The sequence below is a fragment of the Apibacter sp. B3546 genome, assembly GCF_009827885.1.
GTDB lineage: Bacteria > Bacteroidota > Bacteroidia > Flavobacteriales > Weeksellaceae > Apibacter.
Genome location: NZ_WINW01000002.1, coordinates 126,896 through 148,310 on the forward strand (window position 1 = coordinate 126,896; position 21,415 = coordinate 148,310).

Annotated in this window: 19 protein-coding genes and 1 tRNA gene; 10 read left to right on the forward strand and 10 right to left on the reverse strand. The window is 30.4% G+C overall.

Features of this window, described 5'->3' with window-relative positions:
- Positions 1-2: 2 nt before the first annotated feature.
- From GFU93_RS00705 to GFU93_RS00715, 3 genes are all read left to right on the forward strand, one after another.
- A complete protein-coding gene (locus GFU93_RS00705) occupies positions 3-1,184 on the forward strand; it encodes an aminopeptidase C (RefSeq protein WP_160566175.1) in 1,182 nt (393 codons plus the stop codon).
- A 4-nt stretch (positions 1,185-1,188) separates the two neighbouring features.
- On the forward strand, positions 1,189-1,716 hold the full coding sequence (locus GFU93_RS00710) for a GNAT family N-acetyltransferase (RefSeq protein ID WP_160566178.1): 528 nt from the start codon (positions 1,189-1,191) through the stop codon (positions 1,714-1,716).
- A 792-nt stretch (positions 1,717-2,508) separates the two neighbouring features.
- Positions 2,509-3,204: a hypothetical protein gene (locus tag GFU93_RS00715; RefSeq protein WP_160566180.1), complete on the forward strand. Its 696-nt coding sequence runs from the start codon at positions 2,509-2,511 to the stop codon at positions 3,202-3,204.
- 120 nt (positions 3,205-3,324) lie between these two features.
- On the opposite strand, the gene GFU93_RS00720 is transcribed toward GFU93_RS00715, so the two are convergent.
- Positions 3,325-3,984, reverse strand: a complete 660-nt coding sequence (locus GFU93_RS00720; RefSeq protein WP_160566183.1) for a hypothetical protein — start codon at positions 3,982-3,984, stop codon at positions 3,325-3,327.
- A gap of 369 nt (positions 3,985-4,353) precedes the next feature.
- Between GFU93_RS00720 and GFU93_RS00725 the strand changes: the two genes are divergently transcribed.
- Together GFU93_RS00725 and GFU93_RS00730 are read left to right on the forward strand one after the other, a co-directional pair.
- Entirely contained in the window at positions 4,354-5,400 is a 1,047-nt protein-coding gene (locus GFU93_RS00725) for an alpha/beta hydrolase (protein WP_160566186.1), read from the forward strand.
- A gap of 146 nt (positions 5,401-5,546) precedes the next feature.
- Positions 5,547-6,146, forward strand: coding sequence for a nitroreductase family protein (locus GFU93_RS00730; RefSeq protein ID WP_160566189.1), 600 nt, complete (start codon positions 5,547-5,549; stop codon positions 6,144-6,146).
- Between the two features lie 107 nt (positions 6,147-6,253).
- Here GFU93_RS00730 and GFU93_RS00735 read toward each other — a convergent pair whose 3' ends face one another.
- Positions 6,254-6,766, reverse strand: a complete 513-nt coding sequence (locus GFU93_RS00735) for a GNAT family N-acetyltransferase (protein WP_160566192.1) — start codon at positions 6,764-6,766, stop codon at positions 6,254-6,256.
- Between the two features lie 177 nt (positions 6,767-6,943).
- Between GFU93_RS00735 and GFU93_RS00740 the strand changes: the two genes are divergently transcribed.
- Positions 6,944-7,282, forward strand: a complete 339-nt coding sequence (locus GFU93_RS00740) for a translation initiation factor (protein ID WP_160566195.1) — start codon at positions 6,944-6,946, stop codon at positions 7,280-7,282.
- Between the two features lie 40 nt (positions 7,283-7,322).
- Positions 7,323-8,210, forward strand: coding sequence for a nucleoside phosphorylase (locus GFU93_RS00745; protein WP_160566198.1), 888 nt, complete (start codon positions 7,323-7,325; stop codon positions 8,208-8,210).
- A gap of 68 nt (positions 8,211-8,278) precedes the next feature.
- On the opposite strand, the gene GFU93_RS00750 is transcribed toward GFU93_RS00745, so the two are convergent.
- The 3 genes from GFU93_RS00750 to GFU93_RS10080 form a co-directional block, all read right to left on the reverse strand.
- Positions 8,279-9,760, reverse strand: a complete 1,482-nt coding sequence (locus tag GFU93_RS00750; RefSeq protein WP_160566201.1) for an amino acid permease — start codon at positions 9,758-9,760, stop codon at positions 8,279-8,281.
- 333 nt (positions 9,761-10,093) lie between these two features.
- Positions 10,094-10,429: a GNAT family N-acetyltransferase gene (locus GFU93_RS00755; protein ID WP_255448631.1), complete on the reverse strand. Its 336-nt coding sequence runs from the start codon at positions 10,427-10,429 to the stop codon at positions 10,094-10,096.
- Positions 10,365-10,538 (reverse strand): hypothetical protein, encoded by a 174-nt coding sequence (locus tag GFU93_RS10080; RefSeq protein ID WP_255448632.1) that lies wholly within the window; start codon positions 10,536-10,538, stop codon positions 10,365-10,367. The genes GFU93_RS00755 and GFU93_RS10080 overlap by 65 nt, the downstream gene beginning before the upstream one ends.
- A 278-nt stretch (positions 10,539-10,816) precedes the next feature.
- Here GFU93_RS10080 and htpG point away from each other — a divergent pair, with 278 nt between their 5' ends.
- Positions 10,817-12,700 (forward strand): molecular chaperone HtpG, encoded by a 1,884-nt coding sequence (gene htpG, locus GFU93_RS00760; RefSeq protein ID WP_160566204.1) that lies wholly within the window; start codon positions 10,817-10,819, stop codon positions 12,698-12,700.
- 178 nt (positions 12,701-12,878) lie between these two features.
- Here the strand turns inward: htpG and GFU93_RS00765 are convergent, their stop codons facing one another.
- The 5 genes from GFU93_RS00765 to GFU93_RS00785 all read right to left on the reverse strand — a co-directional run bounded on the left by GFU93_RS00765 (position 12,879) and on the right by GFU93_RS00785 (position 19,110).
- A complete protein-coding gene (locus tag GFU93_RS00765) occupies positions 12,879-13,583 on the reverse strand; it encodes a DUF4197 family protein (protein WP_160566207.1) in 705 nt (234 codons plus the stop codon).
- Positions 13,584-13,690: 107 nt separating this feature from the next.
- Positions 13,691-15,478, reverse strand: coding sequence for an excinuclease ABC subunit UvrC (uvrC, locus tag GFU93_RS00770; RefSeq protein ID WP_160566211.1), 1,788 nt, complete (start codon positions 15,476-15,478; stop codon positions 13,691-13,693).
- Between the two features lie 204 nt (positions 15,479-15,682).
- A complete protein-coding gene (locus GFU93_RS00775) occupies positions 15,683-16,960 on the reverse strand; it encodes a replication-associated recombination protein A (protein WP_160567182.1) in 1,278 nt (425 codons plus the stop codon).
- 226 nt (positions 16,961-17,186) lie between these two features.
- Positions 17,187-17,579: a hypothetical protein gene (locus tag GFU93_RS00780; protein WP_160566214.1), complete on the reverse strand. Its 393-nt coding sequence runs from the start codon at positions 17,577-17,579 to the stop codon at positions 17,187-17,189.
- 16 nt (positions 17,580-17,595) lie between these two features.
- Positions 17,596-19,110, reverse strand: coding sequence for a GH3 auxin-responsive promoter family protein (locus GFU93_RS00785; protein ID WP_160566217.1), 1,515 nt, complete (start codon positions 19,108-19,110; stop codon positions 17,596-17,598).
- Between the two features lie 173 nt (positions 19,111-19,283).
- Between GFU93_RS00785 and GFU93_RS00790 the strand changes: the two genes are divergently transcribed.
- Both GFU93_RS00790 and GFU93_RS00795 read left to right on the forward strand, forming a co-directional pair.
- Positions 19,284-21,038, forward strand: a complete 1,755-nt coding sequence (locus GFU93_RS00790; protein ID WP_160566220.1) for a long-chain fatty acid--CoA ligase — start codon at positions 19,284-19,286, stop codon at positions 21,036-21,038.
- Between the two features lie 238 nt (positions 21,039-21,276).
- A tRNA-Ser gene (locus GFU93_RS00795) sits at positions 21,277-21,363 on the forward strand.
- Positions 21,364-21,415: the final 52 nt, after the last annotated feature.

Below are 21,415 nucleotides of genomic sequence, written 5' to 3' on the forward strand. Positions count from 1 at the left end.
TTATGAAGAAAACCATCTTTTTTGTAATAGCATTATGGATCTTACCTTCAATAAGTTATGCTCAAGATGATTTAATCAATAAAATTAAAGATAATAAGTCAACCTATACCGATTTTCGTTTTACCATCATAAAACAACTGGATAATACTTCCGTAAAAAATCAAGGATCTTCAGGGACTTGCTGGAGTTATGCAGGAAATTCTTTTTTAGAATCTGAAATATATAAAAAACATCATCGGGTATTAGATATAGCAGAAATATACACTGCCAGAAAAACCTATGAGGATAAAGCCAAAAATTATATTTTAATGGACGGTTTCGTTAATTATGGTGATGGCGGTTCTTTACACGATGTTATTAATATGTACAAAAAATATGGAATGGTTCCTCAGGAAGCCTATACCGGACTAATTAATGGTGCTATAAAGAATAATTTCAGTAAAATGCAGCAAGAACTTAAAGAGTATCTAGATACGGTAAAATCTCAAAAAGCACCTATTAATACCCAATGGACGCAAAATTTTTCATCTATTTTAGATAAATACATTGGAAAAGTTCCTGAAACATTTATTTATAAGGGTAAAGAATATACACCTAAAACATTTGCAGAAGAAATTGTTGATTTAAATCCAAAGGATTATATAGAAATTTCATCTTTTAAAGATTACGAATATTATACACCATTTTATCCGCCATTACCTGATAATTGGAGTGGAGATAAGATGTACAATGTTCCCATGAAGGAATTGACTGAAATTATAGATCATGCTTTATCAACGGGATATACGATTGGATGGGCCAGCGATGTTAGCGAGCCGTATTTCAGTTGGAAAAATGGTATCGCTTATGTTCCCGATACGAATATTTATTCCATTTCTTCCGAAGAAAAAGCAAATTTATTCAATTATCCCAAGCCGGAAAAGGTTATCACTGAAGAATTACGTCAGGAAGCCTTTAACAATAAAACTACAACAGATGATCATGCCATGCATATAGTGGGCTTGGCTAAAGACCAAAACGGAAAGGAATATTATTTAGTTAAAAATTCTTGGGGAATTAGTAATGATTATCAAGGATATTTATACGTCACAAAAAATTACGTTCAATTTAAAACCACCGCAATTTTAGTAAACAAAAAAGCCATTCCTAAAAAAATTTATAAAAAACTAAACCTTAAGAATTAATACAATGAATTTTTCAATTCAACCCAATTTAGAAAATGATTATGTACAAATATTACCCTTAGAAATCAACGATTTTGAGAGTTTGTATCAAGTAGCAAAAGATAAAAAAATCTGGGAACAACATCCTTGTCATAATCGTTGGAAAGAAGACGTATTCAAAGTATTTTTTAAAGAAGCAGTTGAAAGTAAAGGAGCTTTTAAAATTATTGATAAAGTAACCGGAGAATTAATCGGAAGTACTCGGTTTTATGATTATTCGGAAAATGACAAAAGCATCGTAATCGGATATACTTTTATAGCAGTGAATTATTGGGGAACAGGTATAAATTCTTCAATTAAAAAATTGATGATTGATTATATTTTCCAATATGTTGACAAGATTTATTTTCATATAGGTTCTACAAACTTTAGATCACAAAAAGCTATAGCTAAAATAAATGCAATCAAAACGTCTAGAGAAATCACAGTTACTGATGGAAAGAGTTACTATATTAATTATGTGTATGAACTTAAAAAAGAAAATTGGAGATAGAATCGATACACTTAAATAACAGTATTAAATATTCTATTTAACATAATATAAATTATAGGAAAATTAAATATTTCTAAATTAAAGATGTTTTTCATACATTTTCTATAATGTTATTTTATGTCTCTGTTAAAGCTTCGAGCTGTGGCTTTAATATTATTTTGTAAATTATTTAAAAAAATCCTAAATCGGCAGATTGTGATTGTATTATTTAGTTTTTTTTCTAACATCTGTGAAAAGAAATATTATTTTTATGTCTTTAATGTCTTTGAATTTATGTATGTGAAAAACTATGATTTCCATACATGAAGAAAAATAAATGTTTGAGCACTAGCGAATTTTTATTTACTAAAATTTTTGATTCTTTTTCAATAAATTATATGGAGTTCAAGTATACAAAGCTTTTGTATCTAGATAAAAGAATATTTTAAAAAGAAAGATTGTTAAACCTCTTTACTATTTCCATTACTTTTTCTTTTTCTATTTAACATAATATCACTATTTCAACTATATTAATTACACAATTTTTATTACTGTTTAATAACTATCTAGTCCCTAGTTCTTAAAACCGAGTTTTGTTTCCATTTGGCACAAAATTTCAAAAATAAGGTATGAGCTAAAGCTCAACCATTGCAAATGCAGATATGTTTGAAATAAACACTACCGATTTCTTCATTGAAGAAATCGCAGAAAAAGTAGCAACAAGAATCAAGAGAAAATATTATAATAAATTATAAATTTAATTAAGATAAAATATAAATATATTTTTGCTATCTTTATAGAAACATAAATATTATGGAAAAAATTTCTATAAGTAATGTAATAGAGTTTAAAAGAAAACCCCAAGAATCTAAATCAAAATTTATTAATAAGATATTTAAACCTAAATTAAAACCTGAACAGAAACATGATAAAGGTGGTGGAGATTATTGGATTCATTCCTTAAGTGAAATAAGAAAAACCTTTGTTTCTGAGAATAAAGATCTAATCAAAAATAAATTGTATATCTTAAATGAAAAAATAGATAAAGCTACTGCTAAAATATCTAAAGATATGTTTCAAAGAAATATTGAAATACTTCATAATTTTGAAGATTTCAATTTTTCAAATTTAAAACCAAAATTTAAATTACAGTATTTACCTAAACCTAAAGATAAATCTATTATACCAATAAAGGGAATACCTATTCAAATCCTACCCAATCACGTATTTACTTATGAAGATAATAATATAAATAAAATTGGTGCTATTTGGTTTGTTTCAAAACTTAAAGAATATAATACTGCTGAATTAGGTATTTTTGCCGAGGCATTATTCAGATATTTGGAGCATCATTATTCTAATGATTATAAAATTAGTTCTGAATTCTGTACTTCGGTTGATGTTAGAAATTTGAATATTGTAAGTTATGATAAAATAATAAATAATCAAGACTCTTCCATATTAAATTCTACCTTGGTATCAATTAGAGAATATTTAAAAAATTTTTAATTCCTCTCTTTAAAAATTAAATATCTCAAAGCTTGTAACTAATACAAGAACATTATAAAATACAAAATTAAAAGCCCGATAGTATTAATTATCAGGCTTTTAACATTAGGTAATATATCTTTAATTTTCTATTTGAGTACCATCGGCAAAAACAATTTTTTCTATAGTAATTTTAAATTTTAAATTTCGAAAATTGGACTCATTAATATCTTTTTCTTTTTCACTACGTCCTTTAGCAATCTCAGTTTCAGCTTGAATAGATTCTTTGGGAGGTATTCTTTTGTCGGTCAAACTAACCGTATTAGATAAACCAATCATTTCACCTAAAGTATTATAAATTGTGTAAGTAAATTTAACTCCAACAATTTCTTTATCTGTTTTATTTTGAACAGCATATTTAAAAACATGATAAGAGGTAAATAAATGATCAACATCCGTAGGTTTAAAATAATAATCATAAAACGAAATAGTTATAGCATTATTAATCTTTTCTTCCTTTTCTGCTTTTTCTCTTGCAGATTTTTCTGCTAATTCTTTTCTTTCTTTTTCTTTTTCTTTAGCTTCCTTTAAAATTTGCTTATATGTTTTGCCTATTGAAGATCGATTTCCAAAAAATGCCATTGCTGCAAGTAATTCTTCATCTTCTTTATCTAGTTTTTTACTTTTTAAAATAGCTTCATAATCTGTATCAAATGTTTTGGGATCAAATTTTTTATTTAAAGGATTTGAACACGATACCAGAAAAATTGATACCAGGCAAGCAATAATGATCTTTTTCATGATTAAATATTTTTATTTACAAATGTAATAAATTTTTTATATTTTATCCAATATAAACATAATTTAAACAGTTAGATATAATATGAATTTTATAATTCTTTAACTTTTGTTTCGTTACTTTACAAATTTAAGTTTAAGTTGAACGTATTTCAGAAAACGTGCATATTGATGATTTCTTAGGAATTTTTTATTTCAAGGCAAATAAAAAGAATTGAGCCTTACAGAATAGTAAAATGATCCGTACAACAAAATAAAAAAAGAAATCCCATTATATTTTTACTTGATAAAATAAATATCATTCAAACCATACAATTATATCATTAATAAGGTTGAAATAATGATTTTATTAATACCATTAATCCTCAACGAATGAAAAAAATAATCCTGTTACTGACTATGAACCTAGTTATTTGGGCAGCAGGTCAGCAAAATAAACATCAAGTAGAAATGAATCAGACAAAACAAACCGAACATTACACGTTTACGTTAAGCGATAGGGTCACAAGACAGAAAGTTACATTTAAAAATCGTTACGGAATTACTCTTATCGGAGATTTATATATCCCTAAAAAACACACTAACATCCCCCTACCCGCACTTGCTGTGTGTGGACCTTTTGGAGCAGTTAAAGAACAAGCTTCGGGATTGTATGCCAATCAAATGGCAGAAAGAGGTTTTATTGTATTGGCTTTTGATCCTTCTTATACAGGAGAAAGCGGCGGGGAACCTCGCAATGTAGCATCTCCTGATATTAATACTGAAGATTTTAGTGCAGCCGTTGATTTTCTGGGAATTCAAAAAAATGTAGATAAAAATAAAATTGGAATTATTGGTATTTGCGGATGGGCGGGATTTGCCCTAAATGCTGTGGCAGTAGACAAAAGAGTAAAAGCTGTTGCCACAACGAGTATGTATGATATGTCCCGGGTGATGTCCAAAGGATATTTTGATAAAATGACTTTAGAAGAACGAACCAACATTTTAAAGCAATTGAGTGAGCAACGATGGAAAGATGCAGAAGATGGCATTTTTCATGCAGGCCCTTTATTAAATCCTGTGAAATTGAATGGCGATGAACCGCAATTTGTAAAAGATTATTACGATTACTATCGTACACCCAGAGGATTTCATGAACGGTCTTTGAATTCAACGGGAGCTTGGAATGCTACCAATCCCCTTTCCTTTATGAATATGCCAATCTTAACCTATATTAAAGAAATCTCTCCTCGTCCGATATTATTAATTGCCGGAGAAAATGCACATTCACGATATTTCAGTGAAGATGCCTATCAATCGGCTTCAGAACCTAAAGAATTACTACTAATTCCAAATGCTGTTCACGTGGATTTATATGATAACGTAACAATCATCCCTTTTGATACGTTGGAACGATTTTTTAAAAAGCATTTAAAATAATGCTAAATAAAATTTTTTGTTATTGTAAGATTTTTTACAAATAGTAAAAAATATCTCTGTATTAACCCTATAATTTTATTAATTCGTCATATCTTCATAACTTAGTAACAGAATAAATAATTATTTAAATTTTAAAATTAGAAAATATGGATTTTTTGGAATTAGCAAAAACCAGGTATACTACTAAATTATACGATCCCACTAAAAAAGTATCTGAAGAGAATATTCAAAAATTAAAAGAAATATTGAGGCTTAGTCCCTCTTCCATCGACAGCCAACCTTGGAAATTTTATTTTATATCAGATCCGTCATTTAAAGATCAATTAGCGGAAGCTTCTGAATTTAATTCACAAAAAATAAAAGATTGCAGCCATATCATAGTGTTTACTGCTCTGGATAATGTTAAAAAATTTGAAGAGGAAATGCCAAACTATTTACCTGAAGGAAGCATGGTTTATTATAATCAAGTACTAAAACCGCAATCAGAATTTGAAATAAAATCTTGGTTTCAAAAACAAGTATATCTATCCTTAGGGTTCTTTTTAAGTGCCTGTACCGCCTTAGGTATTGACAGTACTCCTATGGAAGGAATTGAACCTAAAAAATATAATGAAATATTGAAACTCAACGATTATACAACCCTTTTCGCTGTAGCCATTGGATATAGAAATCCGGATGACAACAATCAACCTTCTAAAACTCCAAAATCCAGATTGGAAATGGACAAGATTATAAAATCAATATAATAATAGATTAAAAAGTATAAAAAAATACTATTTAATGTTTAAATAGTATTTTTTTGTTTATATGCTTCAACGTATTCAAATAAATTATAATTGATCAAATACGTATATTAAAATTCCAATTTCATCATAAGATCCGTTTGCTTGTCTTCTCCTAATACAAAAAAATGCGTATCAAAAACCTTGAGTCCATTTTTCTGATAAAATTTTATGGCCTTAATATTTTTCTCCCAAACTCCTAACCAAACATAAGTGCAATTTCTTTTTTTAGCTATGGCAATGGCTTGATTAAATAATTGTTGTCCTATAAATTGTTTTTGAAAATCCCTAAGAACATATATCCGTTCAATTTCCATTCCCTCATTTTCTTTAATTTCCGTTTGAGCTTCTCCAAAATTAATTTTAAAATAACCTACAGGATTTTGATCGATTTCGGCAAAATAAAATTCAGAATTGGAATCAGCTAACTCGGATTTCAATTGATCTGAATTTACATGTTCCTCCAAATAACGATCCATATTTTCTTGGGTATTTGAACTTCCAAAAGTTTCAACAAAAGTTTTATAACTTATATGAACCAATGATTCTATATCTCTTTCACTTATTTTTCGTATCTCAAGCATTTTACCTGAATTCTTTTAAATTCAAAATTAAACTAAAATTACTATTCATACACGATCGTATAAATTTTTTATCAATTGAAACAATTCCTTATAATAATTTCAAACTATAGATAAGTAAAATCAATTTCTTACAATAAAAAATTACTAATTTCGTAATTGTATATATAAAGCAACACCATGGATTTGCAAGATCAGCTTAAGAAATTATTTCCGAATCATCATTTTGAAGAACCTGAAGAATCATCTTCCACCCCTGAAAAAGAATTATTTATGCAGGAGGACCCTATTATTTGTAAATATGAAAAAAAAGGAAGAAATGGAAAGCCCGTTACTATCTTGGAAAATTATAACGGAGCAGATGAAGATTTAAAACAACTTGCCAAACAACTAAAATCCCAATTAGGTGTGGGCGGATCTGCCAAAGACGGAATTATTGTTATTCAGGGAAATTATCGAGATAAAATAATGGATATTTTAAAAGAAAAAGGATTTTCCGTAAAACGAGTGGGCGGATAAATTAAAGATATAAAATTTAAAAAAATTAGCTTTACAAACTATGGCTTCTAAATTATCAAATTCAGAATTAGTATTAAATCCCGACGGGAGTATTTATCATTGCAATATCAAACCCGAAGAGCTGGCAGATACCATTATACTGGTTGGTGATCCGGGACGTGTACCTAAAGTGTCACAATATTTCGATTCCGTTGAAGTTGCGTCTCAAAAACGAGAAATTGTTACTCATACGGGAACACTTAACGGAAAAAGGCTCACTGTAATATCCACAGGTATGGGTACCGATAATATTGATATCGTTTTGAATGAGTTGGATGCTCTTGCCAATATTGACTTAGTTAATAAGAAAATTAAATCTACCCCTACCCGACTTACTTTTGTTCGATTAGGAACTTCCGGTTCTTTACAGTCCGATATTCCGGTAGATACGATGGTTGCCTCATCTAAAGGATTAGGATTTGACGGTTTAATGAGCTTTTACGCAAATACTGAAAATTTTTACACCAATGAAATTGCAGAAGCGTTTACATCGCAAACCAACTGGAATAAAAAAAGAGCAGCTCCTTATGTTGTAGACGGCTCTCAAGAATTATTGGACCTTATGTGTGTAAATTCAGCCGTCAGAACCGGTATCACTGCAACCGCTATTGGTTTTTACGGTCCTCAGGGAAGAATTTTACGTTTGGACTTAGATGATGAAAAGATGAACGAAAAACTTAATCGATTCGAATATAAAAATCACAGAATTACCAATTTTGAAATGGAAACTTCAGCCATTTACGGTTTATCTCAATTGATGGGGCATCGTGCTTTATCATTAAACACTATTGTAGCTAACCGTTATGCAGGTACTTTTAGTAAAGATCCTTATTCCTCTATAGATAAAATGATACAATATGCTTTAGAAAAGCTTACAAGTTCTAATTAATTTTTTTAAATTAATTAGAACCCTAATCTATTTCTTAATCATTGTATGTTTGAAAATATAATAACCCACTAAATTAAGCAGTAAATTCTCCAGAGAAAATAGGCTAAAAATATAATTAATAAGATCCATTTATATTTAGGAAATCTATAGCAGAAATACAGAACAAACAACCATACAGGAATCAGCTCAATAGATAATTCCATACCGGTAAACCACATAATGGGTAAAATTCCAACTAAGAAAATCAAACAAATAATATTTCCCAGCGGAAACCATAAAGAAGGAAATTTAGTTTTAAACACTCCTTCTTTATTTTTACTTCTTTTAAAATAAAAATGGGTTAAACTGATGATTATCCAATTGATGATTAAAGAAGAAACTACTAACGACATTAAATAATTGAGAGCTTCTTTCGGCATTACTTTGTTTACAATAACACAAACAGCAGCAAATAAGGCGGAAACCAATATGGCCATTATCGGTACATGATTGGCATTCAGTTTCGATAAAAATTTAGGAGCATTTCCTTGTACGGACAAACCATATAACATCCTGCTGTTACTGTACACGCTGCTATTATAAACAGATAGGGCTGCAGTTAAAACCACCACATTCAGAACATTTGCAATGATGCTTGTAAAATAGAAAGTATGACCTAATAATGTAAAACTAAAACCGTTAAGGGTATCAAAAACGGTTACAAACGGACTGCTTCCTGTTGTTATTTCTCTCCACGGAGAAAGTGAAAATAAGATCAGTAAAGCTCCGGTATAAAAAATAAGGATTCTGTATATTACCTGATTCGTTGCTTTAGGGATAGTTACTTCAGGATTTTCTGCTTCCGAAGCAGTGATCCCGATCAGCTCCAACCCTCCGAAAGAAAACATAATGAAAGCCATTGCGGCAAGTAACCCTTGATAACCTCCTGCTCCATCTGAATTAAATAAGCCCTTAGGAAAAAAACCACCGTCGTTCCACAAATTAGTTATGGAAGCTTTGGGGCCTCCCGAACCACTTATCAAAAGATAGCTTCCAAAAACAATCATAGCAATGATTGCAATAACTTTTATGATAGAAAACCAAAATTCTGCTTCTCCGTAAATCTTTACATTAGCCAGGTTAATTAAATTAATAACCACAAAAAAGAATAAACTCGATACCCATAATGGAATTTCCGGCCACCAAAAATGTACATAGGTTCCTATGGCGGTTAATTCCGTCATGCTTACTAACGTGTATAACAACCAATAGTTCCAACCGGAAGCAAAACCTGCAAAAGGTCCCCAGTATTTGTTGGCAAAATGACTAAAACTTCCCGATACCGGTTCTTCAACTACCATTTCTCCCAGTTGCCTCATAATCATAAATGCTATAAATCCGGCAATGGTATAACCTAAAATAACGGATGGTCCTGCCATGACAGCAGCCGGTCCGATTCCTAAAAATAAACCGGTACCTATGGAGCCGCCTAAAGCGATAAGTTGTATATGTCGATTAGATAATCCTCTTTTTAAATCTTTCTTTGTTCTATCAGACTTTAAATTCTTCAAAATTAATTCTTTACAGTTAGTAATTTAGTATTAGTATAAGAAATTGTAATTATTTTTGCTCTATTTTCAAATAATACATAATTTCAGATAAAATTTATCTTATTTTATACGGAATTTAATAAATTTTACAAATATAATGAAATTCGAAAAATAACTGTTTTTTTAATTATATATATCTGTTAAAATCTTACATTTTCGATAAATCTATTCCTAAATTAACCATGATTTTTTACTAATTCATAACTAAAAATAAAAATTCAATACTAAAAAATGTAAATTATAAACTTTACTGTATAAAATAAACCAATTGATACATTTTTTTAACGCTTGAAACTATAAATCGATACTGCAATTGATCCATTCTGCATCAAATTTTGCATTATACTTTTTATAAAATTCTATCGCCGTTTCGTTCCATTCCAATACCTGCCACACCATCCCGTTTAATTGTTTATCTTTAGTTTCCTTAATCACAGCCTCAAAAAGTTGACTTCCTATTCCCTTTCCTCTCCAATCGGGGCATACATACAGATCTTCAAGATACAGGCGTTGCCCCTTCCATGTCGAATATCGCACATAGTATAAAGCAAAACCTATAAGGATTTTAGATTTCATCTTCAGCGACCAACGCCCACCAAAAGGGATGATCTCCAAATCCGCTTTCTTCAAAATGGGATAGATTTACGGTAACTTCATCCGGTGCTTTTTCAAAATCGGCTAATTCTTGTACTAATTCCATTAATCTTTTACAATCTCCTTTAACAGCTTTTCTTATCATTGTGTTTACACTTAAAATTAAGTTTATAATAATTTTTAATTTAAACTATTAAAGATAAAAAATTAAAATAAATTTATCTTATTTTAGAAAATAAAATTGGATAGAATATAGTAAATTCAATTGTAAATGCTTTTTTAATAATGGAAATAAAAATTATCTAATGCTAATAAGCCTTTTACCTTTGTTTCCCGTCATTTTGTCATAAGATTTTCATTGGTACTTTTTTTGACTTTTGAAAATTAATTTTCATTAATTAATCGTAAAAAACAAAAAAATATATGGCAAAAGGAAATATTAATGTATCGGTTGAAAATATTTTTCCACTGATTAAAAAGTTTTTATATAACGATCACGAAATATTTTTACGTGAGCTGGTATCTAATGCTACCGATGCTACTTTAAAACTTAAACATTTATCGAATATTGGAGAAGCTAACGTTGAATACGGCAGTCCAATTATTGAAATTAAAATAAACAAAGAAGATAAAACTCTTCATATTATCGATCAAGGGATCGGTATGACAGAAGAAGAAGTACAGAAATATATTAATGAAGTAGCGTTTTCTGGAGCTGAAGACTTTATTTCTAAACACAAAGATGCTGAAAAAGAAGGTATTATAGGTCATTTCGGTTTAGGCTTCTATTCTGCTTTTATGGTTGCCGATAAAGTGGAAATCATAACTAAATCTTATACAGATGCTCCGGCCGTGCAATGGGTTTGCGACGGAAGTCCTCAATTCGATTTAGGTCCTGCGGATAAAAAAGATCGCGGTACTGAAATTATTTTACACATTGCCGAAGATTCTTCTGAATTTTTAGAAGAATACAAAATTCGCGAGCTGCTGTTAAAATACAATCGATTCATGCCTATTCCGATTAAATTCGGAACTAAGGAAGAAATGTTACCGCTACCTGATGGTGCTGATAAAGATGCCAAACCTGAAAAAGTAATCGTTGATGATATCATCAATAATCCTAATCCGGCATGGACAAAGTCTCCTTCTGAATTGAAAGATGAGGATTACAAAGCATTTTACCATGAGCTTTATCCAATGCAATTTGATGAACCTTTATTTTACATTCATTTGAATGTAGATTACCCGTTTCATTTAACCGGAATTTTATTTTTTCCTAAATTAGCCAATAACCTGAATTTAGATAAAGACAAAATCCAATTATATCAAAATCAAGTTTTTGTTACCGATGAGGTTAAAGGCATCGTTCCCGATTTCTTAATGTTATTGAGAGGGGTTATTGATTCTCCCGATATTCCGTTAAACGTTTCTCGTTCTTATTTACAAGCTGACGGCGCTGTTAAGAAAATTTCTTCTTACATCACTAAAAAAGTGGCTGATAAGATGATTTCTTTAATTAATGAAAACCGCGAGGATTTTGAAAAGAAATGGAATGATATTAAAATAGTAATAGAATACGGAATGATTTCCGAAGAAAAATTCTATGAAAAATCAGATAAATTCGCGCTTTATCCTACGGTAGATCATGTATATTATACGTTTGACGAGTTAAAAGATAAGATTAAAGATCACCAAACCGACAAAGATGGAAAATTAGTGATCCTATATGCTTCCAATTTAGATGAGCAAGATCAATACATTCAAACGGCTAAACAAAAAGGCTATGAAGTTTTATTATTGGATTCTCCGATAGTTCCTCATTTAATTCAAAAATTGGAAACTTCTAAAGAAAATATTTCTTTTGTTCGAGTAGATGCAGATCATATTAATAATCTTATCAAGAAAGACGAAAACACCGTATCTGTTTTAACCGATGAAGAAAGAGAAACCCTTAAAAAAGAGATTGAGGAAAATGTAGATTCTAAAACGTATACCATTTCGTTAGAAAATTTAAGCAAGGATGACGCTCCTTTTATTTTGACTCAGCCGGAATTTATGAGAAGAATGAAAGATATGCAACAAGTGGGCGGTGGAATGTACGGCATGATGGGTAATTTCCCTGAATCTTATAATCTTGTCGTTAATACCAATAATCCTATTGCTTCCGAGATATTAAAGAAGGAAAACAAAGACGAAAAAGCTTCCATTATTAAACAAGCTTTAGACTTAGCTAAACTTTCTCAAAATATACTAAAAGGTAAAGATCTTACTGATTTTATTAAGAGAAGTTACGAAATGATAAAGTAATAAATTATCTTTGATACATTAAAAGCCATTCTAATCAGAATGGCTTTTTTTAATTTTATTTTAATAAAACTTATTTTAGTTATCTAATCCTCTATTTTAACCATTTCTTTACTTTTTTCCGGATGACTAAAATTAAGTGATAGATACTGTTTAATTCAAAAATAACTTTCTTTTTAGCTTATTTAACTAACGATTTAATAAGATCTGTAGAAAGATTGGAATTTTTTACTTCATATTCTTCTGCTACTTGAAAAAATCCATTAACAATTTGACTAGTTGCGTACTTTGCAATCGAATTAGCTCCGTTTTCAGTTGTTGAAGCAGGGTTTCCCGTAATCATGGCTAAGGCATTTTGAATTGTTTTGTTGTTTAATGCAGAATTAACCAATGCGCTTACTCCACTGCTGTTTAATTCATTTTCAACCTCAGGTTGTATTGCTTCAAAAAGTTTCGCTTCCGTTTTCTTTTTCAAAAATTGAGTGGCTGCTCCCTTTCCTCCTGCAATAATTTTAGCAGCTTCTAAAGGCGTGATGTCTTTAATTGCAGAATTAATGATAGGCTTAAATAAATTAACCGAAGATTGAGCTGCTTTTCCGATGTTTTGCTTTTCACTTTCAACGATACTGGATAAGCCTAAGGTTTCGAGTTTCGTATTAATATCCTTAAGTTCATCGGGTAAAGCTTCTTCCATTTTCGTATTGATCAGAAATGATCCTGTATCTTTTAGTACGGAAAAACTTTCATTGGTACTTGCAGTTAAAATTTTTTTTACGGCATGTAAGGCGGCTAAATGATTGGATGATCTTTTTTGACAGATACATAGTTGAAAACTCAATATAAAAATAAAAAGCAATCCAATTTTAGAATAAAATGTATAATTCATAAATTTTTATAATTAAAAATAACAAGCAAAAATACTATTATCTTTTAATTATAGTAACGATTTTATCCGATTAACTTTTTTATCGAGTTTAAGAGGTTTAATAAAACTTATTTATCCGTTTTAAAATAATTTACGATTATTGAAGTTCTTTTATCACCAATAAGCTTTTGAATTTCGTCTTCGCTAGCCTGTCTTATGGCTGATACGGATTTAAAGTGATTTAAAAGTATTTCAATGGTTTTTTTTCCAATTCCGGGTATTGTTTCCAGTTCAGTCGTGAATGTTTTTTTACTTCTTTTATTTCTGTGCCTCGTTATTCCATACCTGTGCGCCTCATCTCGAACTTTTTGCAGCACTTTTAGGGTTTCTGAAGTTTTATCCAAATATAAAGGGATGGAATCATGGGGAAAATAGAGTTCTTCCAACCTTTTGGCGATCCCTATAATAGGTATTTTTCCCGCCAATCCCAGTAATTCCAATGATTTATAGGCAGAGCTTAACTGACCTTTTCCTCCGTCGATTAATATAAGTTGAGGTAATTCGTTATTTTCTTCTAATTGCCTTTTGTATCTGCGATATATTACCTCCTCCATAGTAGCAAAGTCATTAGGTCCTTCTACCGTTTTAACATTAAAAATACGATACTCTTTTTTACTCGGTCTGCCGTTGCGGAAGACAACACAGGCAGAAACCGGATTGGTTCCTTGTATATTGGAATTATCAAAACCTTCAATTAATCGTGGTTCTTCCGGTAAATGTAAAAGCGTTTTCATTTCAGCCATAATTCGGTTGGAATGTCGTTCGGGATCTACAATTTTAACCTGTTTTAGCATTTCTAACCTATACTCTTTGGCATTTCTTTCAGATAAATCTAATATTTTCTTTTTATCCCCTATTTTAGGAATATATAATTTTACATCCGGTATTTTTATATCTACAGGAAAAGGAATATAAATGATTTTAGATACTGAATTAAATTTTTCTCGTATTTCAATTATACTTTTTTGTAATATTTCTTCATCCGATTCATCCAACTGTTTTTTTATTTCAGTTGTATAGGATTGAATAATTCTACCTTTTACAATTTTAAAATAATTAACATAAGCAGCCGATTCATCGGAAGTAATACCGAATACATCCACATTGGATATAGTGGGTGAAATAACAGTTGATTTCGCTTGATATTTTTCTAAAATATCTAATTTTTCTTTTATTTGCTGTGCTTTTTCGTATTCCATTTTATCAGAATACTGCATCATTTTTTTTCGTAAGGATGCTAAAGGTTCGGATATATTACCTTTGATAATATCCCGTATTTCTTTGATATTTTCTAAATAATCTTCAAGCGTTTGATATTCCTCACAGGGACCTAAACAATTATGGATATGATATTCCAGACAAACGGAAAATTTATGTGATTCAATTTTTTCTTGAGTTAAATCTAAATTACAACTTCGTAAGGGATAGATACTTTTTATTAACTCTAACAGTGCTTTGGCAACTACTACGGAACTATAGGGTCCATAGTATTCAGAACCGTCTTTTATTAGTTTTCTGGTTAAAAAAACTCTTGGAAAGGGTTCATTTTTAATGCATATGCAAGGATAGGTTTTATCATCCTTTAAACGAATATTATATCGCGGCTGAAATTCTTTAATCAGATTATTTTCCAACAATAAGGCATCGTATTCAGTATCAACAATCGTAATTTTTAAATTTTTAATTTTTGAAACTAAAACTTTAGTTTTACCTACATGTTCTTTGTTGAAATAGGATGAAACCCTTTTTTTTAAGTTTTTAGCTTTTCCAACATATAAAATTTTCTGGTTTTCATCAAAAAACTGATAAATTCCCGGTTTGTTAGGTAATGTTTTTAACTGAAGTTCTAATGACATATCTGTTACTGAAATTTCCTATACAAAAATACGTATAACTAAATTAATTAATGATTCAAAAATAGAGACGAACTAAGATTCTTATCTTAGTTGCAACCATTGAATGGTAAGGTTGGAAAAATTAAAATTGGACTAAAAGGGAGATTTATTATATTTTTACTACATCTTTAATATAACTGAATTTTAGTTAATTCTGTGAACATATTAAAAATTGTATTTATCCATCCACAAATTTTTAAGATAATCTCTGAGTTTGTTTTCTCTCGGATTATTTCCGGGTTGATAAAAACTTTGATGAGAAGCTTGATCGGGTAAAAATTCTTGATATACAAAATTTCCCGGATAATCATGGGCATATTTATATCCTGAACCGTAATTCAGCTCTTTCATTAATTGAGTGGGTGCATTTCTTATTGGTAGAGGAACGGGCAAATTTCCTGTTTCTTTAACATATGCTAAGGCTGAATTTATTGCTAAATAGGAAGCATTTGATTTAGGAGAGGTTGCTAAATAAATGGCACACTGACTTAATAAAATTCTTGCTTCGGGATTTCCAATGACATTTACCGCTTGAAAGGTATTATTTGCTAATATTAAAGCTGTAGGATTGGCCATACCTATATCTTCTGAAGCGGAAATAACCATCCTTCGGGCTATAAATTTAATGTCTTCTCCCCCATCCAGCATTCGAGCTAACCAATATACGGCTGCATTGGGATCTGAACCTCGAATCGACTTTATAAAGGCGGAAATGATATCGTAATGTTGTTCTCCTCCTTTATCATACAAAGCCATATTTTGTTGAATGACTTTTTTTATTTCTTCATTATTGATATGGATTTCATCCTGATCACTGAATTGTTGTACTACTAAATCCAAGCTGTTTAACAGTTTTCTGGCATCGCCTCCTGAATATTGCAATAAGGCCTCTTCTTCATCTATGATTATTTTCTTTTGGGACAAAATTTCATCTTCTGTTATAGCTCTGTGCAATAAATTAGACAACGCTTTTTTATCTAAGTGATAAAGGGTATATACCTGACACCTGGATAATAGTGCTGATACTACTTCAAAACTTGGATTTTCCGTGGTTGCTCCAATTAATACGACCCATCCTTTCTCAACGGCTTGTAATAAACTGTCTTGCTGCGACTTGTTGAATCGGTGGATTTCATCAATAAACAAAATAGGACTTTTTCCGGTAAATAAATTTTGATTTTTAGCCTTTTCTATTACTTCTCTTACTTCTTTAACTCCGGAGCTTACGGCACTAAGTGTATAATAGTCTCTTTGAGATTCATGGGCTATTATTTCTGCCAGAGTTGTTTTTCCTGTTCCCGGAGGACCCCAAAAAATCATGGAAGCCAGATTTCCACTTTCCACCATTCGTTTAATGGGACCGTCTTTTCCAATTAAATGATTTTGATATTGATAGTCCTCAAGGGTTTTCGGACGCATTCTTTCTGCTAAAGGTGACTGGATCATCCTCTTATGTATTAATACTGTTTCTAAATGTAATTATTTATTTTCAAATTTTATGGATCAAAGGCAATAAATTTTCACATTTTCTAGTATATATATGCTTTATAGTTTTGAAATTAAAACTTTTAAAAAATCCTACTTTATTAAAAATAGAGTTACCTAAAGTTTGTATAGTTTTACCATATAATCTTTAGTAAACTAATATTATATTGAATAGAAATCCTTATTAGTTATTTTTGTAAAGCGTTTTACCGTCTTTTTCTAATTCATAGATATCATTAATTTTTTTTACTACCCAATTTCCATTTTTCCATTCAGTATCATTTATCTTTTGTGCGATCACTGAACCGGGTATCTCTGATGAAAATATTTCTATACGATCTTTATCTACAAGTATATAAGCTGCTTGAGTAGAGGTTGTAGAAACAGGTTTTAATTTAATTCCTACACTAAACGGTTGAACGCAATCTCTTTTAATTTGCGACCATTGAGAACCGGTAGATCTTTTACACCCGTGTTCGTCTGCATCATTTCCTACAATGACCGAATGGGTGTTATTTTTAGATGAACAGGCAATTAAGCTTAAAGTAGTTCCTAAAATTAAAAAAAATTGTTTCATTATTAAAGTTTTTAGATTATTTATGGTTTAAGTTCAGCAATGAATCCAAATATTCCCTGTCATTAGCTAAACGGGGTATTTTATTTTGACCACCCAATTTACCTCTTTGCTTCATCCAGTCATAGAAAAGATGAGGTCTTGCTGAATGTACTTTGGGCATTGTTAATGTCATATTATTATATCTTTTGGCTTCGTAATCAGAATTTAATTTCTGCAATTCATTATCTAAAATTTCCGTAAATTTTTCCAGAGAATTCGGTTGTCGTGCAAATTCTATAATCCACTCATGCGAACCTTTTTCTTTTCCTTTCATAAATATCGGCCCGGCCGTATATTCGGATATTATCGCTTGGGTTTCTTTTTCCGCCTCTTTTAAGGCTTTTTCAGCATTTTCAACCATTAATTCTTCACCAAATGCATTAATATAAAATTTGGTTCTTCCCGTAACTCTTATTCGATACGGATTTTTAGAAACAAACTTTACCGTATCTCCTATAATGTATCTCCACAATCCGCCATTAGTTGTTATAACCAATGCATAATTGGTGTCTAACTTTACATCTTCAATGGATATAACTGTCGGATTATCCGAATAAAATTCATCCATAGGTATAAACTCATAAAATATACCATAATCGAGCATTAAGAGCATATCTTTACTTTCATTCGTATCTTGCATGGCAAAATACCCTTCGGAAGCATTATAAATTTCATAATAATTAATCGGTTTGGAAAATATGGATGCATACTGCTCAATATAAGGAGTAAAACTTATTCCCCCATGAAAGAAACATTCAACATTCGGCCATACTTCATCAATGCATTTTTTATCAGTAGCTTCCAATACTTTTCGTAATAATACCATCATCCAGGAAGGAACTCCGGTAAAACTTCCCACATCTTGCGTAATGACTTGTTCCACAATTGCAGGTAATTTGATTTCCCAATCTTTTAAAAGAGATACTTCTTTATTTGGAGTGCTTTTCCATTCTGCCCAAAAGGGTAGATTATCTATTAAAACGGCAGATAAATCTCCATATTTCGAATCAAAACCGGCGTAATTTTCTCGGGTTCCTCCCAACCTTAAATTTTTACATTGAAAAATTTTTGTATTTGGATTATGGAAAGCATACATTGAAAATAAATCTTTTCCTGCCTTATAATGACATTCTTGTAAGCTATCTTCTGTAATTGGAATAAATTTACTTTTAGCATTGGTTGTACCGGATGATTTAGCAAACCATTGAATTATTCCGGGCCATATAACATTTTTTTCGCCTTTTCTTGCTCTCGTTATATAAGGTTCGACATCTTCATATTGTACTAATGGAACTTGATTTTTGAAATCCTTATATGAAGTTATTTGATTAAACTTATATTTTTTCCCGTATTCGGTATCTTTTGCCTTATATAAAAGAGCTGTTAATACGGCATTTTGGGTATCTTCAGGATTATTAATGAACACTTCCATTTGCTTAACCCTTTTCTTTACATACCACTGGATAAAGGTATTTACAATTCCTGATACCATTTCTTTACTAATTTTAGGATATAAAAGTACATATATTACTAAATCTAGCCAAAAATTAACTAATTTTTGAAATAATTAACATACCTTAATTTCATAAGAATTATATTATTCTTAACTTTACATTTCGAGATTTAGGCTTATCTTATTCTAAATTTCGATAAAAAAAATTATATATGAATTTTTCGCAAATCATACTTGATAATAAAGTATTATCTTCTAAAGTAGCCTTAAATTTTAAAGAAAATCATGAATGGAAATCGTATACTTGGTTAGAGTTTACTAATTTAGTTAAACAAACAGCCAATGCTCTAAAGTCTTTAGGTGCTAAACCTGATGACAAGATTGCCATATATGCTGATAATATGCCGCAATGGATGATTTTAGATTTAGCGATTCTTACTATTGGTGCTGTTACTGTACCGATTTTTGCTACTCTAACTTCTGAACAAGCTGAATACATCATAGATGATGCTAATGTAAAAATTATTCTTGCCGGAAATGAAAAACAATATACGAATTGTTTAAAGATCTATTCTAAAGGAACTTCTCTTGAACATATTTTAGTTGCTAAGAATTTTATTGAATTACAAAGTAAATATTCCTATCATTTTTATGATTTGATTAAAGATCAGTCAACAGACTGTGAAGTGGTTTCTAAAGATAAAGACGATATCGCTTCTATAATATATACTTCCGGAACAACCGGAGAACCTAAAGGCGTAATGCTTTCTCACGGAAATTTTATCGAAGCTTGTAAAGCTCATGAAAGTTTCTTTGGTTTTACTCCTAAAAATGAAAATTCATTAGTGTTTTTACCATTAAGTCATGTATTCGAAAAATGTTGGAGTTCTTTTGTACTGTCAAGTGGTGGGCAGCTTAGCTTTTGTGAAAATCCTAGAGAAATATCACAATTTCTTTTAGAAGTGAAACCGACAACCATGTGTTCGGTTCCTCGCCTTTTCCAAAAGATTTATATTTCTGTTAATGAAAAGATCCAAAACAGTCCCAAATTTTTAAAGAAATTATTTACATCTTCTTTAAAAATTGGTCAAAAATACTCCAATCTAAAAAGAAACGACAAAAAAATCCCTTGGTTTTTTGCCCTTAAGTATAAAATCGTTGATACACTGTTTTTCAAAAAAGTTAAGAAACAATTGGGAGGTAATCTTAGATTTATTCCTGTGGGAGGAGCTTCGATTAGTCCTGAAATAACAGAATTTTTGGATTGTATTGGAATTCATTTATGCGTGGGATATGGCTTAACTGAAACCACTGCGACTGTGGCAGCTTTTCCTCTGAAAAACTATGAGTATAATTCGGTTGGTAAACCCATGACAGGAGTACAAATACGTATAGGCGATGAGAATGAAATTTTAATTAAAGGATACGGTGTTTTTAAAGGTTATTATAAGAAGGAAAAAGAGACTAAAGATGCTTTTACTGCCGATGGATGGTTCAAAACCGGTGATGCAGGAAAATTTGATGAAAACGGAAATTTAATTATTATTGATCGCATTAAAGATTTAATGAAAACGTCTAACGGTAAATATATTTGTCCGCAGCCGATTGAAAATCTTTTAACCAATGATAATTATATTGAGAAAGCTGTGGTTGTGGGTGATAATAAACCATATGTAACGGCCTTATTAGTACCTAACTTTGAGGCTTTAAAACATTTTGCAGAAAATTTAAATATTCATTTTAATTCTTTTGAGGAGCTTATATCTCATCAAAAAATTAAAGATTTATTCACTGCGAGAATCAATCATATTCAGCAACATTTAGCAGGATTTGAAAAAATTAAAAAATTTCAATTGCTTCCTATGGATTTTAACATGGATTCCGGTGAGATCACTCCTACTTTAAAAGTTAGACGTAAAATTGTATTGGAAAAATTTAAATTTCTAATCGATGATATGTATAGTTAACAGTAAATAAATTCTTATTATTATAAAAAAACAACTAAGATTATCTTAGTTGTTTTTTGTTTATAATTAGTATAAGAAGAAACAGAGTATTGATCCGATTATAGTTTTATATCTATATTATTAATTTCTTAATGAAATATAAATTTAAACGTTCATCCCGATAAAACTTAATTTTAATAAAGATTATATTATAGTTGGTTCAATTTAAAAATATTTCTATATTTGCGCTCTACTAAACAGAGAGGTGCTCGAGTGGTTGAAGAGGCTACCCTGGAAAGGTAGTATACGGGTAACCGTATCGTGGGTTCGAATCCCATCCTCTCTGCTAATAAACCCGCTTAAATAGCGGGTTTTGTTGTGTTTACGCGGTTTATAGC

What these genes read in the sequence shown, in the direction of transcription:
- GFU93_RS00705 (WP_160566175.1), top strand. Translation starts at nt 3, where the DNA reads ATGAAGAAAACCATCTTTTTTGTAATAGCATTATGGATCTTACCTTCA.
- GFU93_RS00710 (WP_160566178.1), top strand. Translation starts at nt 1,189, where the DNA reads ATGAATTTTTCAATTCAACCCAATTTAGAAAATGATTATGTACAAATA.
- GFU93_RS00715 (WP_160566180.1), top strand. Translation starts at nt 2,509, where the DNA reads ATGGAAAAAATTTCTATAAGTAATGTAATAGAGTTTAAAAGAAAACCC.
- GFU93_RS00720 (WP_160566183.1), bottom strand. Translation starts at nt 3,984, where the DNA reads ATGAAAAAGATCATTATTGCTTGCCTGGTATCAATTTTTCTGGTATCG.
- GFU93_RS00725 (WP_160566186.1), top strand. Translation starts at nt 4,354, where the DNA reads ATGAAAAAAATAATCCTGTTACTGACTATGAACCTAGTTATTTGGGCA.
- GFU93_RS00730 (WP_160566189.1), top strand. Translation starts at nt 5,547, where the DNA reads ATGGATTTTTTGGAATTAGCAAAAACCAGGTATACTACTAAATTATAC.
- GFU93_RS00735 (WP_160566192.1), bottom strand. Translation starts at nt 6,766, where the DNA reads ATGCTTGAGATACGAAAAATAAGTGAAAGAGATATAGAATCATTGGTT.
- GFU93_RS00740 (WP_160566195.1), top strand. Translation starts at nt 6,944, where the DNA reads ATGGATTTGCAAGATCAGCTTAAGAAATTATTTCCGAATCATCATTTT.
- GFU93_RS00745 (WP_160566198.1), top strand. Translation starts at nt 7,323, where the DNA reads ATGGCTTCTAAATTATCAAATTCAGAATTAGTATTAAATCCCGACGGG.
- GFU93_RS10080 (WP_255448632.1), bottom strand. Translation starts at nt 10,538, where the DNA reads ATGATAAGAAAAGCTGTTAAAGGAGATTGTAAAAGATTAATGGAATTA.
- htpG (WP_160566204.1), top strand. Translation starts at nt 10,817, where the DNA reads ATGGCAAAAGGAAATATTAATGTATCGGTTGAAAATATTTTTCCACTG.
- GFU93_RS00765 (WP_160566207.1), bottom strand. Translation starts at nt 13,583, where the DNA reads ATGAATTATACATTTTATTCTAAAATTGGATTGCTTTTTATTTTTATA.
- uvrC (WP_160566211.1), bottom strand. Translation starts at nt 15,478, where the DNA reads ATGTCATTAGAACTTCAGTTAAAAACATTACCTAACAAACCGGGAATT.
- GFU93_RS00780 (WP_160566214.1), bottom strand. Translation starts at nt 17,579, where the DNA reads ATGAAACAATTTTTTTTAATTTTAGGAACTACTTTAAGCTTAATTGCC.
- GFU93_RS00785 (WP_160566217.1), bottom strand. Translation starts at nt 19,110, where the DNA reads ATGGTATCAGGAATTGTAAATACCTTTATCCAGTGGTATGTAAAGAAA.
- GFU93_RS00790 (WP_160566220.1), top strand. Translation starts at nt 19,284, where the DNA reads ATGAATTTTTCGCAAATCATACTTGATAATAAAGTATTATCTTCTAAA.